Origin of the sequence: Sphingobacterium sp. xlx-130 (genome assembly GCF_011007405.1) — a bacterium.
In the GTDB taxonomy this organism is placed as follows: Bacteria; Bacteroidota; Bacteroidia; order Sphingobacteriales; family Sphingobacteriaceae; genus Sphingobacterium; species Sphingobacterium luzhongxinii.
Genome location: NZ_WFKN01000001.1, coordinates 412,909 through 431,632, shown reverse-complemented (window position 1 = coordinate 431,632; position 18,724 = coordinate 412,909). Strand labels below are relative to the sequence as shown.

The 18,724-nt window shown below is 40.0% G+C and carries 15 protein-coding genes and 1 tRNA gene; 11 read left to right on the top strand and 5 right to left on the bottom strand.

Features of this window, described 5'->3' with window-relative positions:
• Position 1: 1 nt before the first annotated feature.
• Entirely contained in the window at positions 2 to 2,218 is a 2,217-nt protein-coding gene (locus G7B18_RS01870; protein ID WP_164121962.1) for a molybdopterin oxidoreductase family protein, read from the bottom strand.
• Between the two features lie 31 nt (positions 2,219 to 2,249).
• Positions 2,250 to 3,314 carry an MFS transporter gene (locus tag G7B18_RS01865; protein WP_164110350.1) on the bottom strand — a complete coding sequence of 355 codons (1,065 nt, stop codon included), beginning with the start codon at positions 3,312 to 3,314 and terminating at the stop codon, positions 2,250 to 2,252.
• Positions 3,315 to 3,459: 145 nt separating this feature from the next.
• Between G7B18_RS01865 and G7B18_RS01860 the strand changes: the two genes are divergently transcribed.
• The 6 genes from G7B18_RS01860 (at position 3,460) to trxB (ending at position 10,152) form a co-directional block, all read left to right on the top strand.
• Positions 3,460 to 4,932, top strand: a complete 1,473-nt coding sequence (locus tag G7B18_RS01860) for an MFS transporter (RefSeq protein ID WP_164121961.1) — start codon at positions 3,460 to 3,462, stop codon at positions 4,930 to 4,932.
• A gap of 28 nt (positions 4,933 to 4,960) precedes the next feature.
• Positions 4,961 to 6,292, top strand: a complete 1,332-nt coding sequence (locus tag G7B18_RS01855; RefSeq protein WP_164121960.1) for an MFS transporter — start codon at positions 4,961 to 4,963, stop codon at positions 6,290 to 6,292.
• Between the two features lie 45 nt (positions 6,293 to 6,337).
• Complete coding sequence (locus G7B18_RS01850; protein WP_164110343.1) at positions 6,338 to 7,624, top strand: alginate export family protein; 1,287 nt, start codon at positions 6,338 to 6,340, stop codon at positions 7,622 to 7,624.
• Positions 7,625 to 7,635: 11 nt separating this feature from the next.
• Complete coding sequence (locus G7B18_RS01845) at positions 7,636 to 8,109, top strand: RrF2 family transcriptional regulator (RefSeq protein WP_317164261.1); 474 nt, start codon at positions 7,636 to 7,638, stop codon at positions 8,107 to 8,109.
• A 121-nt stretch (positions 8,110 to 8,230) separates the two neighbouring features.
• Entirely contained in the window at positions 8,231 to 9,172 is a 942-nt protein-coding gene (locus G7B18_RS01840; RefSeq protein ID WP_164110339.1) for a 3'-5' exonuclease, read from the top strand.
• A 17-nt stretch (positions 9,173 to 9,189) separates the two neighbouring features.
• Positions 9,190 to 10,152, top strand: a complete 963-nt coding sequence (gene trxB, locus G7B18_RS01835) for a thioredoxin-disulfide reductase (protein WP_164110337.1) — start codon at positions 9,190 to 9,192, stop codon at positions 10,150 to 10,152.
• 56 nt (positions 10,153 to 10,208) lie between these two features.
• On the opposite strand, the gene G7B18_RS01830 is transcribed toward trxB, so the two are convergent.
• From G7B18_RS01830 to clpB, 3 genes are all read right to left on the bottom strand, one after another.
• Positions 10,209 to 10,619: a hypothetical protein gene (locus tag G7B18_RS01830; protein WP_164110335.1), complete on the bottom strand. Its 411-nt coding sequence runs from the start codon at positions 10,617 to 10,619 to the stop codon at positions 10,209 to 10,211.
• 29 nt (positions 10,620 to 10,648) lie between these two features.
• Positions 10,649 to 11,014: a DUF4180 domain-containing protein gene (locus G7B18_RS01825; protein WP_164110333.1), complete on the bottom strand. Its 366-nt coding sequence runs from the start codon at positions 11,012 to 11,014 to the stop codon at positions 10,649 to 10,651.
• Between the two features lie 112 nt (positions 11,015 to 11,126).
• On the bottom strand, positions 11,127 to 13,736 hold the full coding sequence (clpB, locus tag G7B18_RS01820; protein ID WP_164121959.1) for an ATP-dependent chaperone ClpB: 2,610 nt from the start codon (positions 13,734 to 13,736) through the stop codon (positions 11,127 to 11,129).
• Between the two features lie 296 nt (positions 13,737 to 14,032).
• On the opposite strand from clpB, the gene G7B18_RS01815 reads away from it, so the two are divergent.
• From G7B18_RS01815 to G7B18_RS01795, 5 genes are all read left to right on the top strand, one after another.
• Positions 14,033 to 14,105 (top strand) — tRNA-Thr (locus G7B18_RS01815).
• Between the two features lie 225 nt (positions 14,106 to 14,330).
• Positions 14,331 to 15,032 carry an ABC transporter ATP-binding protein gene (locus G7B18_RS01810; protein ID WP_164110328.1) on the top strand — a complete coding sequence of 234 codons (702 nt, stop codon included), beginning with the start codon at positions 14,331 to 14,333 and terminating at the stop codon, positions 15,030 to 15,032.
• The gene (locus G7B18_RS01805) at positions 15,025 to 16,272 is read left to right on the top strand and encodes an ABC transporter permease (protein WP_164121958.1); all 1,248 of its coding nucleotides are present in this window, start codon (positions 15,025 to 15,027) and stop codon (positions 16,270 to 16,272) included. The genes G7B18_RS01810 and G7B18_RS01805 overlap by 8 nt, the downstream gene beginning before the upstream one ends.
• Position 16,273: 1 nt before the next feature.
• Positions 16,274 to 17,542: an ABC transporter permease gene (locus G7B18_RS01800; RefSeq protein ID WP_164110323.1), complete on the top strand. Its 1,269-nt coding sequence runs from the start codon at positions 16,274 to 16,276 to the stop codon at positions 17,540 to 17,542.
• Between the two features lie 51 nt (positions 17,543 to 17,593).
• Positions 17,594 to 18,691: an efflux RND transporter periplasmic adaptor subunit gene (locus G7B18_RS01795; RefSeq protein WP_164110321.1), complete on the top strand. Its 1,098-nt coding sequence runs from the start codon at positions 17,594 to 17,596 to the stop codon at positions 18,689 to 18,691.
• Positions 18,692 to 18,724 lie beyond the last annotated feature (33 nt).

Here is an 18,724-nt window from a genome sequence, read left to right as displayed (position 1 = left end):
GCTAGCTACTTTTATAGTCTAAAGACTCCTTCTCTACCGTGATTAACTTGCCAGTAGGTATGAGATTGCACGCACTGACTTTGAATTCCGGTATTTTGGAAATAGGGTCTAAATGTCCACTCGTAAGCTGGTTAGCTGACTTCTTTCCTGGCCAGTGGTAGGGAATAAAAACAGTGTCTGCACGTATGGTTTCGACAATATTGGCAGGGAAGTATGCTTCTCCTCGCTTTGTAATAACTTTTACCTCTTCATGCTGGCTGATACCGAATTTGGCTGCTAGGATGGGGTGAATCTCCAATAGCGGTTGTGCAAACTGTTGTACCAGTTTACCTATCCTCCGGGTTTGTGTGCCACTCAAATATTGGGATACTACCCGGCCTGTAGTTAATATGATCGGGTATTGATCATCTACGGGATCTTTGCTGGGGTGATACTGTACCGGGTTAAAATGTGCCTTTCCGTCGGCCGTTTTAAACTTGCGGTCTTCCCAGAGCCGTGGGGTGCCCGGATGATCCAGATCAGGACAAGGCCAAAAGATCCCCATGTTTTTCTCGATCTTGTCGTATGTAATTCCGAAATAATCTGCCGTACCACCTTTGGAAGCTATTCTTAACTCGTTAAAAACGGCTTCGCTATCGGCATAGTCAAACTTATCACCATGTCCTAGACGACGAGCCAATTCTTTGAGAATGTCTGAATCGGTTCTTGCGTTTTGCGGTGGGTCAATGGCCTTTCTAACACGTACCACACGACCTTCGGCGGTGGTGACTGTACCGTCTTCTTCTTCATGTAACGAACCTGGAAGTACAATATTGCAGTGCCGCATAGTCTCACTCATAAAGAAATCTATTCCTACATAAAATTCAAGCTTTTCTAGTGCTTCTCTTACATAATTATTATTTGGTAAGGATACCAAGGGGTTAAAGCAGATGGATATTAATCCGCGAATTTCGCCTCGGTGGATTGCTTCAATGATCTCATAGGCTGATAGTCCCTTGCCGGGTAGATCCTTTTCTTCAATACCCCATATATTGGATATGTACTGGCGATGTTCCGGATTTTCGATATCCCTGTTGCCCGGGAGTTGGTCACACTTATGGCCATGCTCACGTCCTCCCTGTCCGTTACCTTGTCCCGTGATGGTGCCATAACCACAGTAGGGCTTGCCGATTCTACCAGAGGCTAATACAATATTGATACAGCTTAGTACATTTTCGACTCCCTTGGTATGGTGTTCAATTCCTCTAGCGTGTAGAAGAAATGATGTTGATGCTTTACCCCAGAGTTTGGCAGCAGCTTCAATTTTTTCCTTTTTCGCACCTGTAATTTCTTCTGCCCATTCCAATGTGTAGTCTTTTACAGCTTCAATGGTATCTGCAAAACCAGAAGTATAATTGTCAATAAAATCGTGATCCAACATGTCGTGTTGTACCATATAGTTGAGAATAGTACTAAATAGCGCCGAATCTGTCCCTGGTCGTATATCTAAATGTATATCAGCCGTCCGCGCTAAGGGAATCACCCGGGGATCTACTACGATGATCTTAGCTCCATTGTCCCGTGCCTGCCATAACCAATAAGTTAATGTAGGGAATGTTTCTGATACATTAGCTCCTGTTACAATGATGACTTCGGCATGTGCCAAATCCGAGTAGTTATTGGATGTCCGGTCTAGACCAAATGCTTTTTTATTGCCTGCCCCTGCAGATACCATGCATAAACGTCCGTTATAGTCTAGATTTTTGGTCTTTAATGCTGTTCGTGCAAACTTGCCGACCATATAGGATTTTTCATTGGTTAATGATACTCCAGATAGCATAGCAAAGGCGTCATTTCCATATTGGGATTGTATACGCTTGATCTCTGATACGGTCTTATCCATCGCTTGATCCCATGAGATAGGTATGTACCCTATATCAGACTTATTCAGGAGAGGAGTGAGAAGACGATCTGGATGATTATTTTGCATATACCTTAGTACACCCTTAGGGCATAACCTCCCTTGATTGAAAGGGAACTCCATCCACGGCTCAAAACCAACGATCTTATTGTTTTTGGCAAGAAGCTTAATACCACACTGCATACCACAAAAGCAACAATGGGTCTCAACGATTTTGTCGGGCTCATCTCTACCAGGAATACCTTCTGGATTTGGGAAATTAAGTGTAGGGCCAAATTTCTCGATAATATCTTCTACAGAAATAGGTATTTTTGCCATGGTTCTTATGTTTGTCTTTTAAGTTGGAGTGTTAACTGAAAAATTTGCCAGACTCTTCTCGAGCTTTCAGATGGGCCAAAGCCAGTAAGTCCCGCTTTCCTTCGGGACTGTAATTTAAGATTGAATTACCGTCTTCCGTGTTGAGATTAAAACCTACTTCTTTGACTATTTTCTTTAAGTCAGCGACGTGCAGTCTGCTTGTATATTCCTTTCCTGTAAATTTGCATAACTGCATTCCTTTTTTTTCCCCAACCTCCTTGTAGATATGTGCTCCTATTTGGGCCGGCCGTTGTATGATATGGAAAAACTTGCCAAAGGGCATCCACACCAAAAATACTATCACAAAAAAGGCGTGTGTGACTGCCATAAACTCATAGGCCTTGCCGTGCATAAATTCATAATCTAGTGTAAGCCCCAATCCTGTAATGGAGACCAATATCAATAGTAAAAGAGGTAGGATATCACCGTCAAAGGTTTGTGTGGCTATAAAACCTGGGGTTTTCAATCGTTTCTGTAGAAAATATGTGGCACCGGCAATGACCGACAGAGAGCACCAATTGAGTGCGCCAAAAGTAAAAAAGCCTATGACGGATTTGACGGGAAACTGCATAATCTCAAAGCCGAAAAAATTAGCAGAATAGACGGTCTCAGCCATGGGGTCTAAGCCTGTGTCGGGAACTAATGTAAAATGGATCCATCCAAAGGTAAGGGGTATTGTAATAGCAAAGGCTATCGTACAACCAATAGCCATCAATAAGTGTGCTGCCCCACGTTTTGCGCTACGTCGGAAAATGAAGCGCTGTAAGAAGATATTCTTGATAAAATCCCGGACAGAAAAAATAAAAAACTGCAAGAAATCTTTTGAGAATAGAATTTTCAAACTGCGCCAAAAATAAACGCGTGTGGGTGGGCGCTGGATCCACACTGAATAACGATATACGATTCCAAAGATTGCAAATAATGTCCCGAATAAATAGGCTACTAAAGCTGCGTCAAAATTTTGTAGACTCCTAGATCCGACTAAAATAAGAATCAAGGTTATTATCATGGTTAGGAAAGCTATTCCAAAGGCTCTGATATTTACTAGTTTTAACATATTGTAAGGAGTGAATCTTTAATCAAAGGTAGAAAAAAAAAACTAATTCGGACATCAGTGTCCGAATTTAAATATATTTGCAGAGAGAAATATTTAACCTCCAATTCGGATGTTTTTTGTTGGAGAAATATAAATAACTTACTATATGCATTACGGTCTCTCTTCTGCGCATAAAATCCTTTTCTTGAACACGCTGGCTTTTACAGTTTGCTTTGCCTGTTGGACATTAAATGGGGTATTAGTTACTTATCTGGTAGATCACAATATTTTTAACTGGAATGTGGTCGAGACAGGTTGGCTTTTGGGTATACCTATATTGACAGGTTCTGTAATGAGGCTTCCTTTAGGTATATTGACTGACCGGTATGGTGGTAAACCTGTATTTATCATGTTGCTACTACTGTGCAGTATACCTTTGTTTCTGCTTTATTTTGTGCAATCATTCTGGTCCTATTTTATATTGAGCGCTCTTTTTGGAATGGTAGGAACCAGTTTTGCTGTGGGGATTACTTTCACTTCGGTGTGGTACCCACAGGAATGGCAGGGTCGGGCACTGGGTATTTTCGGGATGGGTAATGCCGGAGCCGCTTTGACAGCTTTCTTTTCACCAGGGTTGTTAAATCAGTTTTCGCAAAGCGACCCCGAAAATGGTTGGCGCTTACTTCCTGTTATTTATGGTGCAGGGCTGACCGTTATCGGTTTATTGTATATTTTCCTGATAAAGAACAAAAAGATCGAAAGTCGTGACCGAACAATAAGGCAACTTCTCGGGCCCTTGAAGAAAATCCGTGTTTGGCGGTTTGGACTGTATTACTTTTTAGTGTTCGGTCTATTTGTAGCCTTTTCTCAATGGTTGCTTCCTTATTATGTAAATGTTTATAAGACATCCTTAGTATTAGGGGGGATTCTGACATCTGCCTTCAGTCTTCCCAGCGGTCTTATACGGGCTTTGGGAGGGTATTTGTCGGATAAGCTTGGTGCCCGTAAAGTAATGTATTGGGTTATGTATTCTTCGTTAATACTGAGTGGGTTATTGATGTTGCCTAAAATGGAGATTTTAACACCCGGTAAAGGGATTCCCGCAAAAAAAGGGGGAGTCATCACTGAAGTAGGGCGTGAAAAGATATTCTTGAATGAAGAAGCCATAGCGATAATGCCAAAGCCAGAGATACCAACAGAGACCACCATTTTTCCGAAGTCATTTTCTTGGCAGGAGGTGCTTGTTCAGCAAAATGAGCGGGTCGTAAAGAAGCAATTGTTAGCCCGTGGTCATACACTAATAAAATTTGAGGCGCATATAGGTGTCTTCACGCTATTGGTCATCCTGATCGGGTGCATGTGGGGAATTGGAAAAGCAGCGGTATACAAACATATTCCGGAATATTTTCCAAATGAAGTCGGGCTAGTGGGTGGTATGGTGGGGCTTATCGGTGGGTTAGGCGGATTTGTGGGGCCTATACTGTTTGGGTATTTGTTGGACTATTCGGGCTTGTGGACAAGCTCTTGGATATTTGTGTGCTTTGTCTCTGCAGGTTGTTTGTATTGGATGAACAGGGTGATCAAAAAAATAACACTTAACGCGGCTCCGCAGATTAAAAATAAAATAGAGCATCAATAATCATTTAAGAAATTAAAATAAGAAAGAAATGGATAATAAACAATGGCATAAGAATTACGATCCTACGAATGAAGTCTTTTGGCAAGAGAAAGGAAAGAAAATAGCTTGGAAAACGTTGGTTATTACGACTATTGCGTTGACCATGTCATTTGCGACTTGGTTTCTTTTTAGTGTAGTTGTAATCAAGCTACCACAAATAGGGTTTGAGTTTACAGACTCACAGCTATTCTGGCTGGCAGCAATGCCTGGGCTGGCAGGAGGTCTTCTGCGTATGTTGAATACCTTTTTGATACCTTTGTTTGGAACAAAAAAGGTGATCACCTTGACAACCTTACTCAAAATCATCCCACTTGTGATGTTAGGGTTTGCGGTGATGAGTCTAGACACCTCATTTGCGTATTTTATGCTTATCGCATTTTTATTGGGAATTGGTGGTGGAGATTTTTCATCTTATATGCCTTCGACTTCATTGTTTTTTCCTAAAAGAGAATTAGGGACTGCATTGGGAATACAAGCTGGAATAGGAAACTTCGGCATAAGTCTGGTTCAATTGCTTTCTCCTCTAATCATCGGTTTATCTATGTTTTCTTTCTTAGGTGGCGGAGAAATTATTGCGGAAACAGGAAAAAAGATCTATTTGGAGAATATAGCGTTTATCTACATTGTTCCCTTGTTGGTTATTGGGATATGGTCTTGGGTATCTTTAAAAAGTATTCCAGTAAAAGCTTCGTTTAAAGAACAGTTGGATATATTCGGCGATAAACATACGTGGTATTGTACAATCACTTATATCATGACCTTTGGAACCTTCGCGGGTATGTCAGCAGCTTTTCCAATGATTATAAATAATATTTACACGCCATTGGACCCGCTTATTGATCCGCTTCAGTTTGCTTTTTATGGTCCTCTAATAGGCTCATTGACGCGTGTGGTGTTTGGGAAAGTAGCTGATAAAATGGGAGGAGCAATTTTGACACATATTACGGGGATAGCGCTTATCGTATTGTTTTCGATACTTATTTTGGGAGGCTACTTAACTCCTTCGTCGGCAGACAAATTTTCGGCTTTTGCTGGTATCGTAATGCTGATATTCTTCTTTACAGGTGTGGGAAATGCGGCTACTTTCAAACAGTATCCTGTTATTTTTGCAGAATCTCCAAGGAAGGCTGCAGGCGTCATCGGTTGGACTGCCGCCATAGCGGCTTTTGGCCCATTTGTCTTCAATGTACTAATATCTCAATCCAAATCAATTACTGGAGATACTCGCCTTTTCTTTTGGTATATGGTGGTATCTTGTATAATAGCGACTTATATCAATTGGTACTTCTATACCCGAAAGGGATGTGAACGACCTTGTTAGAGTTTGCTTTGGCTTCTTAAATTTAAATATGCTAAACGATTGAATATGAAATTAAAAATAGGTATGGTAGTCGTGTTCGCTTTTGTTGCTTGCGACCAATTAAATGCACAGGTTGATAGTTTGAAAATGAGCCTAGATTTTAGGACACGAGGAGAATTGGATAATGGGGTCAAAACACTGATTAACAAAGATAAAAATGCCGAGGCCACCATTTTTTCCCGAGCTCGCTTTGGATTGGATTATTATTATCAAAATCTAGAGATTTTCTTTTCAGCTCAGGATGTTAGGATTTGGGGAGAATTGAGCTCTTCGGCCACTAAAAATCAGAACTTTATACTCCATGAGGCCTGGGTAAAGTATCTTTTTACAAAGAATGTCGCATTGAAAATAGGTCGACAAGCGCTCGTCTACGACAACGAGAGGTTGCTGGGGGGGGTGGATTGGACCATGCAGGGGAGGAGTTTTGATGCGGTGAAAGGGATATTTAATCTTAGTCCTAGTTCTAAAATGGAAGCTGTAGTTACCTACAATAACGATGATAATGATGCTAATGATACGGAATCCAGAGAGATTTATACTATTAGCGAAGCTGGCGAAACCACTAAGTCCATGCAGGTATTGCATTATGAATACAAAGGGGTAGGTAAATCGAGATTTTCAGCAATTGTACTGAATAATGTGTTGCAAAGCCAATCGGGCCTTCATTACGATATGTTCACTGTTGGTATCAATACTTCGAAGTATTTTCGCCGTTTTGGTATTTTTGGTTCTATCTATTATCAGGGAGGTAAAAATACACAGGCCCAACGCAAGTCAGCCTATCAAATTTCGGTAAACAATCATTTTATTTTTAATCCTTCATTTGATATGATCGTGGGTACAGAGTGGCTTTCGGGTGCAAGCTTTGACACCCCGATAGATCAAAATAGATCCTTTAGTCCGCTTTATGGTACCAATCATGCTTTTAATGGATTTATGGACTATTTTTATGCAGGAACCTATTTTAATAGTTTTGGTCTCAATGATTATTATTTAAAAATGATGACCAAATTATCTTCCCGTGTAGCTTTGGCTACAAATGTACATTCGTTTACGTCAAATGGAAAACTTGCTGCGCGTGAAAACGGAAAGCAGCCGTCTTCTTATTTGGGAACAGAGTTGGATCTTGTTCTAAATAAAAGATTCGGTAAGCTGTTTACGCTAACTGTAGGTCATTCTTTTATGTTTGCAGGTCGTTCGATGCGATACATAAAAAATGTATCAGAGCCTAAAGAGATGCAGAGTTGGTCTTGGATAGGGCTCAAATTCAATCCTTCCTTTGATCTGCTTTAAATGTGGGATAGATGCTGTTAAACTGTAGATATTATTTTTTACTTTTGTTACTTGTTTATTCGAATATGATTTTTACACAATCTTGTCAGTATGCGATAAAATCGTGTATTTATATGGCGAAACGAAACGAAAGGGTAGATGTTGTTGAAATAGCTGAGTTTATTGGATCGCCTATATCTTTTACGTCTAAGATTTTGCAAAAACTGGTCAAAGGAAAATTTATATCCTCTTCTAAAGGTAGAAATGGTGGTTTTTACCTGAGCGAAAAACAACTTGAGAGCCTGACGATTTCTGATATTTTTTTTGCTATCGAAGAGAAGGAGGGATTGACAAGTTGTGCTTTGGGGCTCGCTGAGTGTGGGAGTCTAAATGCATGTCCCATACATTACTTGGTGTTAGATCTTCGGAATGATATAAAGAAAATTCTGGATTTAAAGGTTGCTGAGATAAAGGATTATGGAATTATTAAAGGACTTTCTTTTTGAGGGGCGTCGAATAAAAGGTTTTAATTGTTGTCGAGCGATTTAGCTATTAATTGAATATTGGTATTGTAACGATTTGGATTCAGTGTTTTTGTATGTACAGATTAAGAATTATCTTTAGCCCATGGAATTAAATTTGAGAAGACCGTTAGCCTTTTTTGACTTAGAAACTACAGGTGTAAATATCGCTACGGATAAGGTTGTTGAGATTGCTATTGTAAAAATATTGACTGATGGGACTGAGGAGGTGTATACTAAAAAAGTTAATCCTGGAATTCCGATTCCCCCGGATTCGTCTTTATTCCATGGTATTTATGATGAGGATGTAAAAGATCTCCCAACTTTTAAAGAGTTGGCGCAAGAAATCACGGAATTTATAGGGGATGCGGATTTAGCGGGGTATAATTCCAATAAGTTTGATGTTCCGATGTTGATGGAAGAGTTTTTAGCTGCTGGGGTTGATTTTTCGTTGGAAGGACGCGCTTTTATAGACGTTCAGAATATTTTTCACCAGATGGAACAACGTACATTGAAGGCAGCCTATCGTTTCTATTGCGATAAAAATCTGGATAATGCGCATCAAGCTGAAGCGGATGTCCGTGCAACATATGAGGTGTTGAAGGCTCAATTGGATAAGTATAATGGTATTGCTTTTGCGGACAAACATGGTGCTGTGTCTTATCCTGTAATCAATGATGTAGAAGCGTTACATACATTTACTAATCTTTCTAAGCCCGTTGATTTTGCGGGGCGTCTAGTTTATGATGAAGATGGAGAGGTTGCCATCAATTTTGGAAAGCATAAAGGTAAAAAAGTAACGGATGTTTTTGACGTTGAACCGAGTTATTATGCCTGGATGCAAAATGGAGATTTTCCACGTTATACAAAAAAGGTGTTAGAAAATATCTGGAATTCGTATAAAACACAAAAGAAGGAGAGTAAAGGTAAAGAGGTTGCTGTAGGAAATGAAAATGTGAAGCGGGAGTTTAAGAAAAGGGAAGATGAACCAAGCAAACCTATAACGACGGATATGCTAAAGAGCTTGCAGGATAGATTTGGGAAGTAATATAGAATAATATATAAATGAATACACAACAAGAGGTTGAACACGTAAAGTGTCTGATCATTGGCTCAGGTCCAGCGGGATATACTGCAGCCATTTATGCGGCGCGTGCCGATTTAAAACCTGTAGTATATACAGGTATAGTGCCTGGAGGTCAGCTAACGCAGACTACTGAAGTAGATAACTTCCCGGGGTATCCAAATGGAATTACCGGTCCGGTAATGATGGAAGATTTACGTGCACAAGCGGAGCGTTTTGGTACACAAGTACGTTTTGGTTATGCTACTAAAGTAGACTTCTCTAAGGATGGCGGTGTACATAAAGTAGAAATCGATAATATCAAAACGATTACTGCTGATACAGTTATTATCGCTACAGGTGCAACAGCTAAGTATTTAGGGTTGCCTTCTGAAGAAAAATATAATGGTTTTGGTGTTTCTGCGTGCGCTGTGTGTGATGGTTTCTTTTTTAAGGGACAGGATGTAGCTATTGTTGGAGCTGGCGATACAGCTGCTGAAGAAGCAACTTACTTGGCTAAGCTGTGTAACAAAGTACATATGTTGGTGCGCCGTGACGAGTTCCGCGCTTCAAAAGCGATGGTACACCGTGTGATGAATACAAAAAACATCGAGATACATTATAATACGGAGACTGATGAGATTTTGGGGGATGGACAGGTTGTGACAGGAGTTCGTGTAGTAAACAATCAGACTAAAGAAACAAAAGACTTAGATGTTACGGGGTTCTTCGTAGCTATCGGACATCAGCCAAATACAGAATTATTTAAAGGTGTTCTGGATATGGAAGAAAATGGTTATTTGATTACTAAGCCCAATGTTACGGCTACTAATGTTCCAGGTGTTTTTGCTTGTGGGGACGTACAGGATCACGTTTATCGCCAGGCTATTACAGCTGCGGGGACGGGATGTATGGCAGCCTTAGAAGCGGAACGTTATTTGGCTGCTAAGGAAGACGGCGAGTAAAAAATGTTGTTGAGGACAAAAAGGGGGGAAAGGACATTCCCCTCTTTTTTTGTTTATTAATTCGTTGGTTGAAGCGTATTTTTTTTACTAATGTCCAAAACGGGTACAAGGCCTTCTGATGGCATATAGATAATTTGGGGGAGATCTCCTTTGTCTGCCAGTTTTTCTAATGTTCGTATAAATAGATACTGGTTATAGGTACTGTTAAGGGTTCCATTTTCTAATTTCATGGCTTCGGCCATCCCTTTTGCCCGTTCGATTTCGGCCTGGGCATTCAGTTTTTCTGCTTCTAACCTAGCTTTGGCTTCTTCAATGAGTATTTTTCTGTTTTGTTCTGCTTTAGCCATTTCGGCCTTACCAGCCATTTCTTGTTGCCATACATTGTAACGCGGCAGGCCGAACATTAAAATTATGACAATTACTGCTACAGCTCCGAGGATTATACCGATTGGTTTTGATGTGTTCATATGTTTGTTTGATTAATAATGTTACCGTATTAATGTAGTCCACCAAAGATTTCGAGTGCTTCTTCTCTTTTACTGACAAAATTTATATGTTTTGTGCGGTTGCTCTCTCTTATAAAATCTTTTAAGCTTTTGCTGTTGTAAAGGGAAAAGTCTCCGACTATGGCCAAACGGACTTGATAGGTAGAGAATTTTTGTAGGATGTCACCTGCAAGCTTAGTTCTTAGGTTGAAAAAATCGGAGGTAATGTTGGTTTGGTGTAAGATCAATTTATCTGCACCACCGTATAAAGAGTTCATCATTAAGTTCAGGGCGTCATCTTGATTCCGAATAAAAACACTGTCTCCGGTTATCTCTGCGATCTGTCCTTGTCTGCTGGGGATGTACTTGATTTGCATAGTTTTATTATGTGTTTCTATCGTAAATATAGCAAATTGGTCTGCTATACTACTAAAAACAGATCCTCTTTATCTTAAAAAGGACCTGTTTTTAATGGAAGTTGCGTTATTTTTAGGATGGATTTCCTGTATTCTTATTGATGAATACGAATTTTCCATCAAAAACATCCAATTGAATAATGGAGTCGCTCATTACATTACCTGCGAGAATTTCTTTGGATAGCTCATTTAGTATCCGTTTTTGAATGACGCGTTTTAACGGGCGGGCACCGTAAATCGGATCATAACCCAACTGTGCTAACCAGTCTAAAGCATCTTCGGAGGCTGACAAAAATATATTTTGCTCTGCGAGCTGTTTTTGTACACGATCAAACTGCATGCGTACAATGCTGCCGATTTCGTTACGGCTCAATGGTGTGAACATAATGATCTCGTCAATACGATTGAGAAACTCTGGTCGTATTGATTTTTGGAGAAGTTCAAATACTTCGTCTTTTGTTTTAGCGATGACTTCATCCCGGTTATTATCTGTCAATTCGGCAAAGTTTTCTTGTATCAAATGCGATCCTGTATTTGATGTCATGATAATGATGGTGTTTTTGAAATTCACTACCCTTCCTTTATTATCGGTAAGGTGACCATCGTCTAATACCTGTAACAATATATTGAATACATCTGGATGAGCTTTTTCTATTTCATCAAGAAGAACCACCGAGTATGGGCGACGTCTTACGGCCTCAGTGAGTTGTCCACCTTCATCATAACCAACATATCCAGGAGGCGCACCGATCAATCGAGATACAGCGTGTCGCTCTTGATATTCGGACATATCTATTCTTACCAATGCGTGTTCGTCGTCAAATAGAAACTCTGCAAGTGCCTTTGCGAGCTCTGTCTTACCGACACCTGTAGTTCCTAAGAATATGAATGATCCTATCGGTTTTTTTGCATCACTCAATCCGGCGCGGGAGCGACGTATGGCGTCAGATATAGCTTCAATGGCCTCTTCTTGTCCAGCTACCCGTTTGTGCAATTCCTCCTCTAGATTCAGTAGTTTTTGACGCTCTGACTGAACCATTTTATTTACCGGTATGCCTGTCCATCTCGATACAACATCAGCAATATCTTCTGATGTGACCTCTTCTTTCAGCATGCGGCTGCTCTGTTGTTTCTCATTGAGTTCGGCCTTTAGCTTTTCGACATTATCCTGCGCTTCTTTGATTTTTCCGTAACGCAGTTCGGCTACCTTTCCATAATCACCTGCCCGTTCGGCCTGGTCGGCTTCGAGTTTGTAGTCTTCAATATTCTGAACCTCCTGATTGACGCGATCTACTAATGTTTTTTCCGATTGCCATGCTGCCTTTAAAGAATCTCGTTCACTTGATAAATTAGCTATAGTTTCTGATAGCTCTGCGACTTTTTTGTCATCGTGTTCTCTTTTGATAGCTTCGCGTTCGATCTCCAGCTGCATAATTCGACGTTCTAATTCATCTACGGCTTCCGGTACAGAGTCCATTTCCAGTCGCAGTTTGGAGGCTGCTTCGTCAATTAAGTCAATTGCTTTGTCTGGGAGGAAGCGGTCGGTAATATAACGTTGAGAAAGTTCCACAGCGGCGATGATCGATTCATCGAGTATCCGTACTTTGTGGTGTGTTTCATAACGTTCTTTGAGCCCTCTTAAGATGGATATGGCATCTTGAGTGTCGGGTTCTTCGACCATTACTTTTTGGAAACGACGCTCTAAAGCCTTATCCTTCTCGAAGTATTTTTGGTACTCGTTGAGTGTGGTGGCTCCTATAGCGCGCAGTTCACCTCGCGCTAATGCTGGTTTTAATATATTTGCAGCATCCATGGCACCTTCTCCGCCGCCGGCACCGACAAGTGTATGTATTTCGTCAATAAATAGGATGATCTCACCATCGCTATCCGAGACTTCTTTGACAACAGCTTTTAGACGTTCTTCGAATTCTCCTTTGTACTTTGCACCAGCTATTAGTGCTCCCATGTCGAGCGAAAATACGGTTTTGTTTTTCAGATTTTCAGGAGCATCGCCTTTGATGATCCGGTGAGCAATACCTTCGGCTATAGCGGTCTTACCGACACCTGGTTCTCCTACTAAGATAGGATTGTTTTTGGTCCGACGGGATAGAATCTGCATAACACGTCTTATTTCTTCGTCTCTACCTATGACAGGATCTAATTTTCCAGATTCAGCATACTCATTCAGGTTGCGCGCGTATTTTCCAAGAGCGTTGTATGTCGCTTCGGCATTTTGATCAGTTACTCTATTGTTGCCACGTAATTCTTTTATGGCAAGTTTTAGATCTTTTTCGTTGACCCCTTGGTCTTTAAGTAGGGTAGAAGTTTTGTCATTGGCGGACAGTAAGCCTAAAAGAAGATGCTCAACGGAGATGTACTCGTCGTTAAACTCTTTGAGGTAGCTTTGTGCTTTCTGTAAAACCGTTGATGCTGGATTGGATAAGTACACATTTGTGCCGCTTACCTTTGGTAAAGACTCGATGAGTTTGTCTACTTCGGACGTTACATATCCTATATTTGCGTTTATTTTTTTTAAAAGATGACTTATAACATTTTCATCTACTGTTAGAAGTGCCTTTAGTAGGTGAGCCGGTTCTATAGCCTGTTGCTGATTGCCTACCGCAATTTCGGAAGCTTTCTGTATCGCTTCTTGTGCTTTGATTGTATAGTTATTGAAATTCATTTTACAAATTTTTAAGTCAAACGTTTCAAAATCAGAAACCATTGAGGTCAGTTGTTTCCGACTTGTGTTAATGACTAAACAAATTAAATGCCTTAGGGTTTTTGAAGGTGAAAAAACTGAAATTTTGTCTTGTTTGATAGGTTTGCGCTGTCAAAATTTCCGATTTTCAATAAAATGAAAATTTTTATATTGAATTTCAAAGTATTATGTGTATTAGCGGCGTTAAGTGTATTTAGGTATTGCAAAATAAGGGAAAACTTCCCATATTTGCATTGTTGAACCCGAAAGGGAGTTACGCCTCCTTAGCTCAGCTGGTAGAGCAACTGACTTGTAATCAGTAGGTCATTGGTTCGATTCCGATAGGAGGCTCAACAAAACTCAAGTGCGATTGCTCTTGAGTTTTTTAGTTTTATAGGTCTCCTATTTGTTGTAGCCAATTATTGTTATTGTGTTGTTCTCGTTTTAAAGCAATCAGTTTTATAGAAAATATTTTGAAAATAACTCTTATTTTCTTGCAAAAGGTAAGTAAAATGAGTATTTTCATTCAACTTAAACCAAGTTATAATTGCTTAACCGGTATTTTAAAGAAAGCACATGATAGAAATTAAAGATCTTCAAAAATCATATCAGATGGGAAAAAACTCCCTGCATGTTCTTAAGGGGATTGATTTCTCAGTTAAAGAGGGGGAATTTGTTTCTATTATGGGGAGTTCGGGATCAGGTAAATCTACGCTTTTGAATATTATCGGAATTCTTGATGAGGCAGATAGTGGATCTTACCTTTTGGATGATGTGGCTATTAAGAACCTTAACGAGACTATTGCTTCTCGGTATAGAAATAAGTTTTTGGGTTTTGTATTTCAATCTTTCAACCTTATAAATTATAAAACTGCATTAGATAACGTAGCATTGCCCTTATATTATCAAGGTCTAGGTAGGAAGGAGCGTATGGAGCGCTCCATGTATTATCTTGAAAAAGTAGGATTGGCAAACTGGGCGAAACACTTGCCTAATGAAATGAGTGGTGGACAAAAGCAGCGTGTAGCTATAGCAAGAGCTTTGGCTTCTGATCCTAAAGTGTTATTGGCTGATGAACCTACAGGTGCATTGGATACAAAAACATCGTATGAAGTAATGGAGCTGATACAGCAAATTAACGATGAAGGAAAAACGGTACTTGTCGTCACACACGAGCCCGATATTGCAGAGATGACAAAGCGAATTGTATATCTCAAAGATGGACAGATAGAATCGGATAAAGTCGTTAATCAAGTAAGAGCCTCCTCATATGTTTAGTATCGAAAGTTGGCAGGAAATATTCGAAGGATTGTTCAAAAACAAACTTCGAACAGTATTAACTGGGGTTTCTGTGGCTTCAGGTATCTTTATTTTGGTGATACTTTTGGGGGCAGGTAATGGTATTCAGAACGGGATTCAAAAACAGTTTGAACGCGATGCTGTAAATCAGATTTCAGTCTGGCCCGGTATTACGCAAAAAGAATACAAAGGACTGGGGATTGGTCGCGAAATTCAACTTAATAATGCCGATTATTCGATGTCAGTCGAAATGTTGGCTGATTATATTGAATATAAATCTGCGGTTTATTCTGTTTGGAGTGGAAATATGGTATTTAAGAAGGAAACGGGGAATTATAGGGTGGAGGGGGTGCATCCTGATTATCAGTTTATCGAAAATACTTCTGTTGTGAAAGGGAGGTTCCTTAATCCAGCAGATATCAGCAATTACGAAAAGCATGTGGTCATCGGTAAGAAAGTTGCAGATGATCTCTTCAAGAATGAAGATGAGTTGTTGGGGCAGGAATTGAATATTTCGGGTACAATTTATAAAGTAATCGGTGTTTTTACCGATCCGGGTGGTGAGCGGGAGGAAAGTAGGGTATATATTCCTATTTCTACGGCTCAACGTGCATATAGCGCGGGGGATAAGCTCCGTAGTATCGCCTTCACTCTTAAGAAGAATGTTGATTTTGATAATGCGGTAGCTGAATCGCATGAATTTACACAAAAGTTGGAAACCTTTCTTAGGGCAAGACATACTATTGCGCCCGATGACCAAGGTGCTTTGCATATCAATAATTCATTAGATCAAGCAAAGAACATTTACGTTATAACCGGGGGGGTCAAGGCATTCTTTTGGTTTGTAGGGATATGTACCATCATAGCTGGAGTCGTGGGGGTTGGAAATATCATGCTAATTATTGTAAAAGAAAGAACAAAGGAAATCGGGATAAGAAAGGCTTTGGGGGCTTCTCCTTTCTCGATAATCACCATGATATTGCAGGAAGCTGTTTTTATTACCGTAGTCGCCGGATTTTCGGGACTCATTTTTGGTTTACTCGTGTGGGAGCTTGTAGGTCCTTCGATTGAATCGGACTTTTTTACGCGCCCTGAGGTTGATTTCGACGTCGCTATTACTACATTGGTTATTTTGGTAGTAGCGGGTGCTTTTGCGGGATTTGTTCCTGCCTATAGGGCTGCTAAAATTAGACCAATTATTGCATTAAGGGGAGATTGATATGTTCAATAGAGATAACTGGAATGAAATAATCGAAGCACTTTCTGCTAACCCATTCAGGACATTGATAACTGCTTTCGGTGTGTTTTGGGGAATTTTTATTTTGATCATACTGCTATCCGCAAGTCAAGGGTTGCAGAATGGCATTAAAAGACAGATGGGAGGGCTGTCTACCAATACGATGTTTATGTGGGCTAATTCGACTTCTAAGCCTTATAATGGGCTTCCTCAGGGAAGAAGTTTTAATTATAAAAATGGGGATGTAGCGACTATAAAGGAGCGGATAGATGATTTGTTGTATGTTTCACCAAGAAATCAGTTGGGTGGATTTGGTGGGAATAACAATGTGGTACGAGGAACTAAAACCGGTGCATATAATGTGTATGGTGACTATCCTGAATTTATTTTGCAACAGCCGATGGATATTTTAAGTGGGCGCTTCATTAATTACGGTGATATTGATAGTAGGCGGAAAGTTGCTGTTATTGGTGAGGGAGTAATTAGGGAGTTATATATGCCAGGGGAAGAGGTTTTAGGGTCGTATATAAAAGTCCAGGGTGTGAATTTTATGGTTGTAGGTATTTATAAAAGTATTTCGAATATGGGTGGGAATGCAGAGGAAAGTCAGAAGCAGCTTTTTATACCTTTTACCACATTTCAGCAGGCATTTAATTATGGAGATGTCGTGGGATGGATGGCAATAACCGCGGATGATGATATACCCATTACGGATATAAAACCACGTATTTTCGAGTTACTAAAACAGCGGCACGGTATCAGTCCTGATGACGATCGGGCAATTGGACATTTTGATTTATACCAAGAATTTAAAAAGATAAATGGTTTGTTTTCGATCCTAACAGCGGTTTCGTATATCGTTGGGATTTTTATCTTAGGTTCTGGTATTATTGGAATTGTAAATATCATGCTGATCATCGTTAAAGAACGTACACAGGAGATAGGAATACGAAGAGCTTTAGGGGCAACTCCTTGGACGATAATTAAGCAGATTCTAACCGAATCGGTCGTGCTATCGCTTATCTCAGGGATGGCGGGGATTATTTTTGCTTCGTTTGTGCTGAGTGTCATTAACTTGGGGCTTGAAAATGCGCCCAATGCAGATAGTATCCCAATTGTAAATCCAAGCGTAAATTTGGGTGTGGTCCTTATTGCTTTACTGATATTGGTTTTAGCGGGGCTTTTGGCGGGATTAATTCCAGCTATTACAGCGGTGAAAGTAAGGCCAATCGATGCCTTAAGGGAGGAATAAGTATATTAATGAATAATAAAGAGATAGAATTTTAATAATAGAAAATATAAGATGAAAAAAGGCTGTACGATTTCAATTTTAGTTTTTTTAGCAATTGCTTTTGTAGGTGCTTTGGCTTGGTTATATCTGAAGAATAAGCAGCCAGATGTCATTTTCGAGACTGCACAAGCTGAAATCCGTTCTATTTCCAAAAGTACGGTCGCTACCGGAAATATCAATCCAAAAGAAGAGGTTTTGATCAAACCCAATATTTCTGGAATCATAGACGAGGTTTATGTGGAGGCTGGTGATTATATCAAATCTGGTGATTTGATTGCTAATATCAAAGTGGTGCCTAATGTCTCTAGTTTAAATCAGGCTAACAATCAAATTCAAACTGCGAAGATAGATTTGGAAAACCAAAAGCGGGTCTTTGAACGTCAAAAGGTACTTTTCGATAAAGGTGTGATTTCTGCAAACGATTTTGATGCTGCGCAGACTGCATTCAAGCAGGCGCAGCAAACTTACAATTCACTGCTGCAGAGCGCGGAAATTATTAGAACAGGTACAACATCTGGGCTAGCGAATATTGCGCAGACCCGAATTCGGTCTACAGTATCGGGCATGGTGCTAGATGTTCCTGTAAAAAAAGGAAATCAGGTAATCGAAGCAAATAATTTTAACGAAGGCACTACGATTGCAAGTCTAGCGGATGTCAGTAATATGATTTTTGAAGGAAAATTGGATGAGGCTGAAGTTGGGAAAATTAGGCTGGGACTTCCTTTGGAAATAACTGTCGGCGCAATTGAGAACAAAAAGTTCAATGCTGTTTTAGATTATATTGCACCTAAAGGTGTGAATGAGAACGGGGCAATGCAGTTTCCGATAAAAGGAAACCTTATCAATAAGGATACGACATTTATTCGTTCGGGACTAAGTGCTAACGCTTCTATTATTTTAGAAAGTGTGGATAATGTGCTTGCGCTTAAGGAAGGCCTAGTACAGTATGATGAAAAAACTAAAAAGTCCTTTGTCGAAGTGGAAGTAGCCCCGCAAAAATTTGAACGAAAGGATGTACAATTGGGCGTAAGTGATGGTATTTATGTTGAAATTAAGAATGGGATTTCTAAAGCTGACAAGATCAAAGTTTGGAATCAGGTTAAGAAATAAATAGCCTCGGCTAATAAGAAGATAACCGTAACT

What these genes read in the sequence shown, in the direction of transcription:
- G7B18_RS01870 (WP_164121962.1), bottom strand. Translation starts at nt 2,218, where the DNA reads ATGGCAAAAATACCTATTTCTGTAGAAGATATTATCGAGAAATTTGGC.
- G7B18_RS01865 (WP_164110350.1), bottom strand. Translation starts at nt 3,314, where the DNA reads ATGTTAAAACTAGTAAATATCAGAGCCTTTGGAATAGCTTTCCTAACC.
- G7B18_RS01860 (WP_164121961.1), top strand. Translation starts at nt 3,460, where the DNA reads ATGCATTACGGTCTCTCTTCTGCGCATAAAATCCTTTTCTTGAACACG.
- G7B18_RS01855 (WP_164121960.1), top strand. Translation starts at nt 4,961, where the DNA reads ATGGATAATAAACAATGGCATAAGAATTACGATCCTACGAATGAAGTC.
- G7B18_RS01850 (WP_164110343.1), top strand. Translation starts at nt 6,338, where the DNA reads ATGAAATTAAAAATAGGTATGGTAGTCGTGTTCGCTTTTGTTGCTTGC.
- G7B18_RS01845 (WP_317164261.1), top strand. Translation starts at nt 7,636, where the DNA reads ATGCTGTTAAACTGTAGATATTATTTTTTACTTTTGTTACTTGTTTAT.
- G7B18_RS01840 (WP_164110339.1), top strand. Translation starts at nt 8,231, where the DNA reads ATGGAATTAAATTTGAGAAGACCGTTAGCCTTTTTTGACTTAGAAACT.
- trxB (WP_164110337.1), top strand. Translation starts at nt 9,190, where the DNA reads ATGAATACACAACAAGAGGTTGAACACGTAAAGTGTCTGATCATTGGC.
- G7B18_RS01830 (WP_164110335.1), bottom strand. Translation starts at nt 10,619, where the DNA reads ATGAACACATCAAAACCAATCGGTATAATCCTCGGAGCTGTAGCAGTA.
- G7B18_RS01825 (WP_164110333.1), bottom strand. Translation starts at nt 11,014, where the DNA reads ATGCAAATCAAGTACATCCCCAGCAGACAAGGACAGATCGCAGAGATA.
- clpB (WP_164121959.1), bottom strand. Translation starts at nt 13,736, where the DNA reads ATGAATTTCAATAACTATACAATCAAAGCACAAGAAGCGATACAGAAA.
- G7B18_RS01810 (WP_164110328.1), top strand. Translation starts at nt 14,331, where the DNA reads ATGATAGAAATTAAAGATCTTCAAAAATCATATCAGATGGGAAAAAAC.
- G7B18_RS01805 (WP_164121958.1), top strand. Translation starts at nt 15,025, where the DNA reads ATGTTTAGTATCGAAAGTTGGCAGGAAATATTCGAAGGATTGTTCAAA.
- G7B18_RS01800 (WP_164110323.1), top strand. Translation starts at nt 16,274, where the DNA reads ATGTTCAATAGAGATAACTGGAATGAAATAATCGAAGCACTTTCTGCT.
- G7B18_RS01795 (WP_164110321.1), top strand. Translation starts at nt 17,594, where the DNA reads ATGAAAAAAGGCTGTACGATTTCAATTTTAGTTTTTTTAGCAATTGCT.